Raw genomic sequence first — 11,522 nt, 5'->3', positions numbered from 1 at the left:
GCAAAGAACCATTATTATAAATAAGGTGACACTTTACTTAGCGCATCCAATTTGGATAGTTTACCTCTCCTATTTTTACTATCCGCAAATAGTGTGATGAATGTGACTTCTTTACAAACCGATCAGATATATCATCTAAAAAACCAATTAAATCCAGGTGTTTCTTTAAAGATTTGTAAACTTTTTATCCCTTTGTAAATTTAGTGTAAATTTTACTGATAAACCGTTTACAGTACCTCAAGGTTTAGTTAATAATTACATCCTACATGAAATTTAAGGAGTGGAATGCGTGGAATACAATATTCAAGATATGATCTTCCAGTTCATTGGTGGATTAGGTATTTTCTTATTCGGGATTAAATACATGGGCGATGGACTGCAACAAGCAGCTGGAGATCGTCTTCGCGATATTCTAGATCGTTTTACAACAAATCCTCTTATGGGTGTACTAGCAGGTATGTTAGTTACAGTATTAATTCAATCAAGTTCAGGAACAACCGCTTTAACAGTCGGACTTGTAAGTGCCGGATTTATGACATTAAGACAAGCAATTGGTGTTATTATGGGTGCGAACATCGGTACGACAGTTACTGCATTTATTATCGGGATTAAAATCGGAGAATACGCTCTCCCAATTATGGCAGTTGGGGCTATCTTACTATTCTTCTTTAAAAATAAAAAAGTACATTCTGTAGGTCAAGTCGTATTCGGTTTTGGTATGTTATTCTTCGGTTTAGAATTAATGAGCGCAGGTATGAAACCTCTCCGTTCTTTAGAGTCATTCCAAGAGTTAATGGTTAGCATGAGTGATAATCCAATTTTAGGAATTGTTGTTGGTACAGTCTTCACTTTAATTGTACAAAGTTCAAGTGCGACAATCGGTATTTTGCAAGAACTATTCGGTCAAGGTGCAATCGATTTACAAGCTGCTCTTCCTGTATTGTTCGGTGATAACATCGGTACGACAATTACAGCCGTATTAGCAGCAATCGGTACTTCAATTGCAGCAAGACGTGCAGCATTAGTTCACGTTATCTTTAATATTATCGGTACCATTATCTTTACGATTATATTAATACCATTTACAAGTTTAATTCAATATTTCCAAACGTCATTAAACTTAAATCCAGAAATGACAATTGCATTTGCACACGGGACGTTTAACGTAACGAATACAATCATTCAGTTCCCATTCATTGCAGTATTAGCCTGGATTGTAACAAAAATTATTCGTGGTGAAGATGCATCTATTAACTTCAAACCGCAACATTTAAATCCAATCTTTATTGAGCAATCTCCAGCTATCGCTTTAACAGAGGCTCAAAAAGAAATCATTCGTATGGCTGAGTTTTCATTACATGGATTAAAAGAAGCAAACCAATTTTTAAATACACAAGATAAAAAACATGCTGACATGGCTACTCAATTAGAAGGAGCTATTAACAATTTAGATAAAAAAATTATTGAGTATTTAGTTTTACTATCAGAAAAACCACTTTCACCTACAGACTCTGAAAAACATTCAGTTTTAGCAGGTGTTGTTGGAGATATTGAACGTGTCGGTGATCATGTAGAAAACCTTGTAGAACTTGTAGATTTCCAAATTTCAAACCGCGTTTCACTATCAGATGAAGCACTAGCTGAATTAAATGAAATGCTTGAATTAACAATTTCAACATTACAAGATGCAATCAATGCTTTAACAAACTTCGATACTGAACTAGCACAAACGGTTATTGCAAAAGAACGTAAAATTGACCAAATGGAACGTGTTCTACGTAAACGTCACGTATTACGTCTGAACGAACGTAGCTGTTCAGGTGATGCAAGCATCATCTACGTTGATATGGTAAGTAACTTAGAGCGTATCGGTGATCACGCTGTAAATATCGCTGATGGTGTTTTAGGCGAACAAGGAAAAGTAAATTTAAAACAATCATTATAATAGGAAAGAGACGCTAATGTAAGCGTCTCTTTTTTCATTTCATCTTTACAACCGTTCTTCCTTTTAACTTTCCTTGCAGTATAAGTGCAAACTTCTCATCTAATTCTTTTAATGTACATTCTTCTGTATAAGATAATAGCTCTGAATTTTTCCACTCACCTGCTAGCAATGCCCACACGTCTCTTCTCACATCTACTGGACATTGAACTGAATCTATTCCTAAAAGGCTAATCCCTCGTAATATGAATGGGTATACACTTGTATTTAATTCATGCCCTGCTACGTTACCACACGTTGTTACACAGCCTCCATACTTAACACTACCTTTAAAGAACTTTCTAACATGCTTCCGCCTACGGTATCGACAACCCCAGCGTATATTCCTTTAAGCATCGGTCTTCCTGATTCATCACTCAACTCCGCGCGATGAATCATCTTTTTTGCACCTAAACGTAGCAGCATCTGTTCCTCTTCCATTTTCCCAGTTGATCCTACTACGTTATATCCTAGCTTCGCTAAAATGCTAACTGCTACACTGCCTACTCCGCCCGTAGCACCCGTTACTAAAACATCTCCCATACTAGGCGTAATTCCCGCTCTAATGAGCTTATATACCGATAAGGAAGCTGTAAAACCGGCTGTCCCGTACATCATACTTTCCTTCAAAGACATTTCTTTCGGTAAAGGAACAACCCAAGATGATGGCACGCGAATATATTCTCCGAAACCACCAGAAGTATTCATACCTAAATCATATCCAGTTACAATAACTTGATCGCCTTCCTGAAAGGCGTTATTTTCACTACTAACTACCTCTCCCGCTGCATCGATACCTGGTGTATGAGGATATGTTCTCGTTACACCTTTATTACCAGTAGCTGAAAGGGCATCTTTATAATTTAATGAAGAATAATAAACACGTATTAATACGTCTCCTTCAGGTAAACTATTAATTTCTCTCTCAACAAGATTTCTTTCAAATTGATTATTTTCTTTTTCGTTCACGACAATTGCTCGGAATGATGTATGATTCATTATGCTCTCTCCTTCATCCTTAAAATCTTTCTTTATTATATAAGAAGTATATATACAGCTAATCACATCTTCTTGGCTATATTTCAACAAATCTTACTTCTCTATCACTTTCTCACATTACATATTTTCATTTCTACTAAAACACATTATACTTGTTCTACATCTTAAAAATAAAATATAGAAAATCTGACTTTTTATAAATAAATTGAATTTTTACGAAATGTAAATGATTTGTAATGTTTTTTTTCGCTAAATTTCATTATAATAAGTGGATATGAGTGTCGTATTTCAATTCAAATGAAGGAGTACAAGAAATGGAGCAAAACCCATCTTTGCAAGAAAATACACGCAATAAACCGAAAAAAAGTAAGAAAAAAACAAAAATTATTATAAGCGTCATTCTATTCTTTTTAATAGTAGGTGGCGGTTATACATGGTTTTTAGTAAATAAAGCATCTTCTGCTGTTCGAAATGCCGCTCACGATTTAGCGCGCGGTGATAAATCTGATTTACGTGATAAAGCTGTAAAACCTATTACAAATAACGTCTCTGTCTTAATAATGGGTGTTGATGAAAGCGATGTCCGTGGGAAAGAATATGGTGAAGCTATAAGAACGGATGCACTATTACTTGCAACGTTTAATAAAGATAGCAAAACTGTAAAGCTATTAAGTATTCCACGTGACACGTATACTTATATTCCAGTAGAAAAGAAAAAAGATAAAATTACACACGCTCATGCATTTGGTTCTACTAAAAACGGAAAAGATGGTGGACCACAAGCTAGTATTGATGCAGTTGAAAAATTAATGAATGTTCCCGTCGATTACTTTGTAAAATTCAACTTTAAATCATTCATGAAAATCGTTGATGATTTAGGCGGCATTGAAGTTGACGTACCAGTTGAATTTACTGAACAAGATAGTAATGATAACGCCGATGCAATTCACCTGAAAAAAGGTGTTCAAAAGTTAAATAGTGAAGAAGCTCTTGCTCTTGCTAGAACACGACACGTTGATAGTGATGCGATGCGTGGACAACGTCAGCAACTCGTTATTGAAGCAATTTTAAAGAAACTAACAAGCGTTGGATCCGTAACAAAAGTTGGTAACATCATTGATGATATTAACGGACAATTCGTTACAAACTTAACATTCGATGATATGCTTTCATTCTATAAATATGGAGCAGATTCTTCAATTGAGAAATTACAAATTGAAGGTGAAGATTGTTACATGGCAAAAGGTGATGATACATGTAGTAAGTCATCTGGTGGTGGCCGAACTTACTACTACAATCCAGATAAAAAAGAATTAGCTAATGTTACAAACGAACTTCGTAGTCACCTTGGACTACCTGCCTATACAAAATCTGATTCTGATTCGAAAAAAACAAGCTCAGAGAAAACAAAAGAATCTAAGTCTGAAAATACGAGTGAACGCGAATCAAGTAACGATGAAACTCAAAATAAGAATAACAGTGAAGATACAGAAACATCGTCTAATGACAATGAATAAAGTGAAGCAGTGCTCTATGGAGGTAGAGCACTGCTTCTTTTTAATGCTTTCAAAACAAAAAATCAGAACTTTCCAACTATCTTTTTTAATATTTTTAAATTATAATAAATAATAGTAATCTATTCCAATTATCAGGGGGCTCACACATATGAAAGCTGCAGTAAAACATAACATTTCAGATTTTAAAGAGTACTTAAAATCAAACGATATATACATGGAAGAAAATATAGATGAAAATGATGGTTCTGTACATTTTTCAGTAGGATTAGAAACAGAAGCTGGCGCAAAAATTCAACTTATCGCTGCTTTCCAAAGCGAACATCCTGCTGTGGATATATACTGCTTCAATGTTGCTCTTGTACCTGATTCAACATCAACAAATGATATTTTACATGTCATCAATGAATTAAACACATCTTATCGATTTGCAAAATTCACGCTAAACAAACAAAATGCAATTGATATTTCAACATCTCTTGCATTCTCAGAACCAAACTTTAATCCCGCACTTGTCTTTGAACATACGAGAATGCTATATAAACTGGCAAACGATGAGTATAAGAACTTAATGAAAGTTATTTGGGCGTAAATAAAAAGATGGTGCTACAAGAGCACCATCTTTTTATTTCGATATCATATCAACCCACATCTTTATCGCAGTTCCTACAATTAAAGTAGACAATACGTATTGCAAAACTTTTTGATTCACTCTCTTCCCTACTCTCACTCCAAGAGGAGCGGCAAATAAACTTGCTATCGCAACGATAAGAGCCGGAATAACAACTATTTGTCCAGTAATCACTTTCCCAGTAGTAATTCCTATCGAGGAAATAAAAGTAATAGCGATAGATGTTGCTATTGTTGTACGTATCGGTAGTTTTAAAACAACTAGCATAATCGGTACTAAAAGAAATGCACCACCAGCCCCAATAATGCCGGAAACACTTCCTACAATAAACGCTAGCAAACTAGCGAGCCACTTATTGTACGTAATTCCTTCTGTCCCCTTACGATTGCTTCGCTTCGGTATAAACATCATAATAGACGCAATAGTAGCTAGTAATGTGTAAACAACGTTTACAGCATGCTCATTTAATAGATTCGCACTAAAGCTACCTACAAAGCTTCCTATTAATATACTAGCTCCCATATACACAACTAAAGTTTTATCCATATCGTTACTTTTCCTATACGCCCACGCGCCTGCAAAAGTTGCAAAGAATACTTGAATCGCTGTAATACCACTCACTTCATGTGATGTATATCCAGCAAATCCTAGCAATACTGGAATGTATAAGATCATCGGATAATTAATAATTGCACCGCCAATCCCAACCATTCCTGAAATAAATGACCCTATAAACCCAATAATAAAAAGCAGTACTGTTAAACTCATATTGTATCCCCCGCCTTCTAAAAAGAAGGTGATTTAAATAAATAAATTCACATTCCCATCCGAAGCATCTGCTAAATATGCACCTACTCCTGCAAACTCTACCCCTTCCATAATCTCTTCCTCTTTTAACCCTAATAAATCTACTGTCATTTGACAAGCTACAAGTTTAACTCCCTGTTCTTTCGCCAAATCAATTAAATCTGGTAAAGGCATCGCATTATGTTTTTTCATAATACCTTTAATCATTTTTGGCCCCATACCAGCAAAATTCATTTTTGATAATCCCATCTTATCAGCGCCGCGCGGCATCATTTTTCCAAATACTTTTTCTATGAACGTTTTCTTTACTTTCACATGCTCATCTTTCCTAAGGGCATTTAAGCCCCAGAAAGTATGAAAAATAGTCACCTCTTGATCATACGCCGCTGCACCATTTGCAATAATATAAGCAGCCATCGCTTTATCATAATCTCCGCTAAATAAAACAATTGTTGTTTTCTTCTGTTGTTCCATGTTGTTCTCCTCCTAATTACCTATGGGGGTATTTTAAAAATTGTGAAATGGCTCAAATTATCTAGCTACACCCGATACTAATTTCCCCTTACAAAGCGTTCATACCGCCTGAAACATTTATAATGCGCTGAAACCCTAATTTTTTTAACACTTTTGCTGCTTGCTTACTTCTCATCCCGCTCTGACAAATAACAATCACTTCCTTATTTTTATCTAATTGATTTGCTCTACTAGCTAACTCATTTAGTGGGATATTCTGAAATCCCTTCATATGATTTCCTCTATATTCACCTACTGTACGAACATCGACAAATTGTTTTCCCTGTTTTCCCACTATACTCTTTAATTCTTTTCCATTTATATTTTGAACACCTTTCACCGGTAAAAAACGCGAAATAACAAACCATACAGCAATTACAATGAAAAGCGTACTTAATATTGTATTCATATAACCAACCTCTCCGCCTTTACAAAACTAGTTCTTCACTACGCCTTCTTAATCCAAAACTTCAGCACATCGTCTTCTATATTATGCTTTACTATTTCATGACCGCCTGTTTTTGACCATGCTGGAATATCTTTTACTGATCCTTTATCCGTTACATGTACTTCTAACACTTCTCCAGTTTGTAAAGTATCCATCGCTCTCTTCGTTCTTACAATCGGCATTGGACATGCTAAACCTTTCGCATCTAATACTTGTTTTACATTCATCATCTATTCCTCCAGTTTGTTATTTTATAATGAATCATGAACTGCACAGCGATTTGGACCAATCTCCATTTCACGCTCTTCTTCCACACTCGGATAAACCTTACCCATATTCGTTTGACGAATTTCTTCATAAGCATTCGGCTGAGGCGGTAAGTTCTCTGTCACAGTTTTACGAAACTCTACCTCATCGGCAATATTTAATCCTACATTCTCCTTGAATAGATTTTGTAGGTTCGCACGCACAATACCTTTCTCATCCATTTCACTTATTTTTGAATAATGAGCTGGTAAAACAATTAAATCTTGAGACAGTTCCTTATAAAGTTTATATAACGTATTTCGTAAATCACTCACCCAATCTTCAGCCTTTCCAGCAAGATCTGGACGCCCGATTGAATCTACAAATAAAATATCGCCTGATAATAAATAGGAATCATCTACAATAAATGATGTACTTCCAATCGTATGCCCCGGTGAATATAATGCGTCAATTTCAATTTTGGTACCCCCCACCGTAATAACAGATCCTTCAACAAGCGGTTTATATGAGAAAACGACTTCCTCCGCATCTTTTGGAGGTAACCAATACGTACCACCTACTTTTTCAGCTAACCTACGTCCTCCAGAAATATGATCTGCATGTAGATGTGTATCCATTACGTTAGTAATAGTAGCTCCGTGTTCTTTTGCAAAATCTTCGTATACTTCAATTGTTCTCACCGCATCAATAACTGCTGCTTCACCGTTTGAGACGATCATATAAGATAAACAGCCTTTTCCAAGACGGTTAAATTGATATACACTTCCTCCGCCCTGTACATCTCCTACTTTTAACGGCTTTACATATTCACTCCAAGCTTTCATACCACCAGCTAAATAATAAACATCATTGAATCCGGCATGTAACAATTGCTCTGCGACAAACTGCGAAGAACCTTCTTTCGCACATACGACTAAAATTTCTTTCTCCCTCGGCAATTCATCTACAATATGATCTACACCATCTAATAAGTCAAAATACGGTTTATTTATAGAAGAAACTTGTTTCCCTTCAATTTTCCAATCTTCATAGTCCGTTTCATTCCGAACGTCTAAAATAAACAACTCTCCGAATAAAACTTTCTCGGCGACCTCTTTTGCTTGTAATATCTTAACACTCATCCAATTACCCCCATAGGTATGTTTTTATTTAAAAAATTTTATTTCCCCACATTCCCTTGCCACTCTAACATACCTGGAATGACATTCTTCACATTTGAATAACCTTTCTCTTTCAACATTTGACAAGCTGCATCACTACGGTTACCAGTTCGGCAAACAACATAAATTGGTTTCGCACTGTCTAACATAGCACTATCTAATTCACCTAACGGCACCGAAATTGCGGATGGAATATGACCAAAGACGAATTCCGCTTCTTCACGAACATCTAATACAGTGCACTCTTCACCACTTAATAATATATTTTGCAATTCCCCATTCGTAATTGTATGAGGATACTTCACAACTTCATTTACTTCATGTTCATGGGATTTTCGTACATAATGCTTTAATATATCTCCCTCTTGTTTCGTTCCAATATATTGATGCCCTACTTTATTTGACCAACTTTGTATATCTAACGTCGATCCTTTATCCGTCGCCTCTATTTCAATAACTTGTCCTGATGCCAATCCTTCCATCGCCTTTTTTGTCTTCACAATTGGCATCGGACAAGCCAAGCCTTTACAGTCTAAATTCATATCAACTTTTATACTCATAATCATTTCCTCCCTAACTATTATACGTATACCTGTATGGGTAAAATAAAATGTTTTTGAAAATCTGTCAACACATATGTTTGACAGATTATCGGCTTTTTACAAGTAATTGAACAGCTTCTTTAATTAACTCTTCATTTGAACCATTACCTGTTTCAAACTGCTCGCGCAAACATTGCTCTAAATTTGTTCCAACAACGAGTCCAATTGTACGATCAAGTGCAGAACGGGATGCAGTTAACTGTGTAATAACATCTCGGCAATCTTTTCCCTCTTCCATCATGCGAAGCACACCACGAACTTGACCTTCAATACGTTTCAATCTATTTTTCATATCTTGATTATATTCCACTGTAGATCACCTCCGTAATTATAACTATATTATACATTACTTTGTAACTTTGTATAATATCATATACCCTTAAGGGTATATTGTAAAGTGGTTTATTTTTTTGAAATCTCCTAGAGTATAGTAAAAATGCAAAAGCCACTGATTTTATTGGCTTTTGCATTTCTCAACTACACTGCTTGGTAGTCCAACTAATTCATTTCATTTACGAATCAAGGAATCAACCGTTTTATTATCCTACTTCTTATAACCTCTTTGTAAAACTATAATCCATTTCTCCACCTAACGCTTCAGGTGTATCACCAGTTTCTCTAAAATCATGTGTATAAATTTGTTCAAATGAACCGAAATCTACTTGCTTATAAAATTCGAAACAAGGGAATCCATCATGTTCTCCTTGAATATCGATACTACCATCCTTGTTCACACATACAGTTAATAAATAGTCCACAGGAGGGGCATACACATTTAACGGATTACTAGCGCTTGCACTCATTTTGAATTGCACACCATCAGAATTCCATGAAATATCCGTACACACAATATTTTCAGTACTCGCTTTTCCTGTTCTTTTATTCACAGAACCATCTGGATTTGTGACCTTCTCTGTCGTAATACCCGTGTTTGCATATGAAAACACTTCTTCTTTATAAAAGTCCACTACTACCTCTTGCTCAACTCTAGAGCGCATAGTATTTACCGCATGTGGTGTAAATTCACGTGAATCACCTTCGAACTGGATTACTTTCCCTGTTTGTGCATCCTTCCGCGGTTCTGTCCAAGACATTGGAATAAATACACTGGCTCTAATTTTAACGATATTCGTCATAAGAAACACCCCTATAATTCTAATTTTATATACTGCATACTATTGAATAAAATAGACCACAATTTCAATCCTAGAACCAATAGCTTTCTCTTTTACGTTTGCTACTTCCTTCTAAAAAATAGCGCTATATTTATATCTAGATTTTTGTTTTAAAGCTATATTCCATTTCTCCAGCTAGTGCTGCTGGGGTATCATCCGTTTTCCTGAAATCATGTGTATATATTAATTCAAATGAACTAAAGTCGATTTGTTTATAAAATTCATAGCAAGGAAAACCATCATGTAAACCTTCAACATGCACAGTACCACTTTCATTAACTCGTATAGTCAAAAAATAATCAGCTGCAGGTGCTGCCGCGTTTAACGGATTACTTGCACTTGCTCTCATTTCAAATGAAACTTCATCTTCACTCCATACAATATTTGTACATGCAATGTTTTCTGTACTTGTTTCTCCTTTTTGATACTCAATTGAGCCATCTGGATTTGTAATTTTCACAGTAACGATACAAGCATCTGCATATGTGAAAATTTCTCTTTTATAAAAATCAACAACCACTTCTTGTTCTAATCTTGAACGCTTTGTGTTCACAGCGTATGGTGTAAATTCACGTGCATCTCCGGCATATTCAAACACTCTTCCCGTCGCAGGATCCTGAATAGGTTTCAGCAAAGCATACGGTGCAAATACACTCCCTCTAATTTTAACGATATTAACCATGTGAAACCTCCATAATTCATTGATTTTATTTAGATAAATCATTATTTGTTCTATTACTATTATGTAGTCAATTTGATTGACTACATCCTGTATAGTACAATAGATTCTACTCATAGTCAACTTAATTGACTATGAGTAAGGAGGTTATATACATGACTCATCAAACACTTAACGAACTAGATCTTACATCACTTTTATCACTATCTTTCAGCACATTAATTACTGAACTACATGACAAATTAAGTGAATTAGGATTTGAAGATATTAGGCCAGCGCATGGTTTTATGTTCAAACGCATCCTTCCTAATGGAGCAACCGGTATAGAACTAGCTGAATCTTTAGGGGTTTCAAAACAAGCCATAAGTAAAATGGTAGATTCTCTTGAGAACAGTGGTTATGTCACGCGCCAAACGCATCCTACTGATAAAAGAGGTAAAATTGTTGTTTTAACCGAGCGTGGTTTAGCAGTAATGAAAGCAAAAGAAGAAATAGTAGCTGAAATAGAACAACGATGGATTGCAAACATAGGTGCAGAACGAATGCAAATGCTTAAAGAGGATTTAACAACATTCGTTACTAAAGAAAATACAGGAAAATTATCATCGAGCATACGACCTGTTTGGTAAACAAAAACTCCATATAAAAAACGAATCCACTTTGATTATTCTTTTTCAAAATGGATTCGTTTTTTACAGCTTTATTAAAATCATTGATTCCTTTAAATTTTGTTTTAAATATATGGG

13 protein-coding genes and 1 pseudogene are annotated in these 11,522 nt (G+C 35.4%); 4 read left to right on the top strand and 10 right to left on the bottom strand.

Features of this window, described 5'->3' with window-relative positions; translation table 11 throughout:
* Positions 1-289 precede the first annotated feature (289 nt).
* Positions 290-1,945, top strand: a complete 1,656-nt coding sequence (locus AB3X49_RS11750; protein WP_002010739.1) for a Na/Pi cotransporter family protein — start codon at positions 290-292, stop codon at positions 1,943-1,945.
* A 34-nt stretch (positions 1,946-1,979) separates the two neighbouring features.
* On the opposite strand, the pseudogene AB3X49_RS11745 reads toward AB3X49_RS11750, so the two are convergent.
* Positions 1,980-2,980: pseudogene (locus AB3X49_RS11745) on the bottom strand (YhdH/YhfP family quinone oxidoreductase).
* 314 nt (positions 2,981-3,294) lie between these two features.
* On the opposite strand from AB3X49_RS11745, the gene AB3X49_RS11740 reads away from it, so the two are divergent.
* Together AB3X49_RS11740 and AB3X49_RS11735 are read left to right on the top strand one after the other, a co-directional pair.
* Positions 3,295-4,497 carry an LCP family protein gene (locus tag AB3X49_RS11740; RefSeq protein WP_016101760.1) on the top strand — a complete coding sequence of 401 codons (1,203 nt, stop codon included), beginning with the start codon at positions 3,295-3,297 and terminating at the stop codon, positions 4,495-4,497.
* Between the two features lie 148 nt (positions 4,498-4,645).
* The gene (locus AB3X49_RS11735) at positions 4,646-5,086 is read left to right on the top strand and encodes a hypothetical protein (RefSeq protein ID WP_002029912.1); all 441 of its coding nucleotides are present in this window, start codon (positions 4,646-4,648) and stop codon (positions 5,084-5,086) included.
* A gap of 33 nt (positions 5,087-5,119) precedes the next feature.
* Here the strand turns inward: AB3X49_RS11735 and AB3X49_RS11730 are convergent, their stop codons facing one another.
* The 9 genes from AB3X49_RS11730 to AB3X49_RS11690 all read right to left on the bottom strand — a co-directional run bounded on the left by AB3X49_RS11730 (position 5,120) and on the right by AB3X49_RS11690 (position 10,779).
* The gene (locus tag AB3X49_RS11730; RefSeq protein WP_002169110.1) at positions 5,120-5,893 is read right to left on the bottom strand and encodes a sulfite exporter TauE/SafE family protein; all 774 of its coding nucleotides are present in this window, start codon (positions 5,891-5,893) and stop codon (positions 5,120-5,122) included.
* A 33-nt stretch (positions 5,894-5,926) separates the two neighbouring features.
* Positions 5,927-6,406: a DsrE/DsrF/DrsH-like family protein gene (locus AB3X49_RS11725; protein ID WP_002029908.1), complete on the bottom strand. Its 480-nt coding sequence runs from the start codon at positions 6,404-6,406 to the stop codon at positions 5,927-5,929.
* 88 nt (positions 6,407-6,494) lie between these two features.
* Positions 6,495-6,854, bottom strand: a complete 360-nt coding sequence (locus AB3X49_RS11720; protein WP_367962182.1) for a rhodanese-like domain-containing protein — start codon at positions 6,852-6,854, stop codon at positions 6,495-6,497.
* 38 nt (positions 6,855-6,892) lie between these two features.
* Positions 6,893-7,123: a sulfurtransferase TusA family protein gene (locus tag AB3X49_RS11715; protein WP_002029907.1), complete on the bottom strand. Its 231-nt coding sequence runs from the start codon at positions 7,121-7,123 to the stop codon at positions 6,893-6,895.
* A 21-nt stretch (positions 7,124-7,144) separates the two neighbouring features.
* Positions 7,145-8,281 carry an MBL fold metallo-hydrolase gene (locus AB3X49_RS11710; RefSeq protein ID WP_367962179.1) on the bottom strand — a complete coding sequence of 379 codons (1,137 nt, stop codon included), beginning with the start codon at positions 8,279-8,281 and terminating at the stop codon, positions 7,145-7,147.
* Between the two features lie 38 nt (positions 8,282-8,319).
* Positions 8,320-8,880, bottom strand: coding sequence for a sulfurtransferase TusA family protein (locus tag AB3X49_RS11705; RefSeq protein WP_002186722.1), 561 nt, complete (start codon positions 8,878-8,880; stop codon positions 8,320-8,322).
* Positions 8,881-8,968: 88 nt separating this feature from the next.
* Positions 8,969-9,232, bottom strand: a complete 264-nt coding sequence (locus AB3X49_RS11700) for a metal-sensitive transcriptional regulator (RefSeq protein ID WP_000456201.1) — start codon at positions 9,230-9,232, stop codon at positions 8,969-8,971.
* Positions 9,233-9,473: 241 nt separating this feature from the next.
* A complete protein-coding gene (locus AB3X49_RS11695) occupies positions 9,474-10,058 on the bottom strand; it encodes a DUF3238 domain-containing protein (protein WP_002140456.1) in 585 nt (194 codons plus the stop codon).
* Positions 10,059-10,194: 136 nt separating this feature from the next.
* On the bottom strand, positions 10,195-10,779 hold the full coding sequence (locus tag AB3X49_RS11690) for a DUF3238 domain-containing protein (RefSeq protein WP_328009593.1): 585 nt from the start codon (positions 10,777-10,779) through the stop codon (positions 10,195-10,197).
* Positions 10,780-10,931: 152 nt separating this feature from the next.
* Here AB3X49_RS11690 and AB3X49_RS11685 point away from each other — a divergent pair, with 152 nt between their 5' ends.
* Positions 10,932-11,405 carry a MarR family winged helix-turn-helix transcriptional regulator gene (locus AB3X49_RS11685; protein ID WP_002188380.1) on the top strand — a complete coding sequence of 158 codons (474 nt, stop codon included), beginning with the start codon at positions 10,932-10,934 and terminating at the stop codon, positions 11,403-11,405.
* Positions 11,406-11,522: the final 117 nt, after the last annotated feature.

It is taken from the genome of Bacillus sp. C30 (assembly GCF_040838255.1).
In the GTDB taxonomy this organism is placed as follows: domain Bacteria; phylum Bacillota; class Bacilli; order Bacillales; family Bacillaceae_G; genus Bacillus_A; species Bacillus_A mycoides.
This window is presented reverse-complemented; position numbering and strand designations above follow the sequence as displayed.

Excerpts from the sequence above, each read along its gene's own strand:
- AB3X49_RS11740 (WP_016101760.1), top strand. The coding sequence starts at position 3,295 with ATGGAGCAAAACCCATCTTTGCAAGAAAATACACGCAATAAACCGAAA.
- AB3X49_RS11735 (WP_002029912.1), top strand. The coding sequence starts at position 4,646 with ATGAAAGCTGCAGTAAAACATAACATTTCAGATTTTAAAGAGTACTTA.
- AB3X49_RS11730 (WP_002169110.1), bottom strand. The coding sequence starts at position 5,893 with ATGAGTTTAACAGTACTGCTTTTTATTATTGGGTTTATAGGGTCATTT.
- AB3X49_RS11725 (WP_002029908.1), bottom strand. The coding sequence starts at position 6,406 with ATGGAACAACAGAAGAAAACAACAATTGTTTTATTTAGCGGAGATTAT.
- AB3X49_RS11720 (WP_367962182.1), bottom strand. The coding sequence starts at position 6,854 with ATGAATACAATATTAAGTACGCTTTTCATTGTAATTGCTGTATGGTTT.
- AB3X49_RS11715 (WP_002029907.1), bottom strand. The coding sequence starts at position 7,123 with ATGATGAATGTAAAACAAGTATTAGATGCGAAAGGTTTAGCATGTCCA.
- AB3X49_RS11710 (WP_367962179.1), bottom strand. The coding sequence starts at position 8,281 with ATGAGTGTTAAGATATTACAAGCAAAAGAGGTCGCCGAGAAAGTTTTA.
- AB3X49_RS11705 (WP_002186722.1), bottom strand. The coding sequence starts at position 8,880 with ATGAGTATAAAAGTTGATATGAATTTAGACTGTAAAGGCTTGGCTTGT.
- AB3X49_RS11695 (WP_002140456.1), bottom strand. The coding sequence starts at position 10,058 with ATGACGAATATCGTTAAAATTAGAGCCAGTGTATTTATTCCAATGTCT.
- AB3X49_RS11690 (WP_328009593.1), bottom strand. The coding sequence starts at position 10,779 with ATGGTTAATATCGTTAAAATTAGAGGGAGTGTATTTGCACCGTATGCT.
- AB3X49_RS11685 (WP_002188380.1), top strand. The coding sequence starts at position 10,932 with ATGACTCATCAAACACTTAACGAACTAGATCTTACATCACTTTTATCA.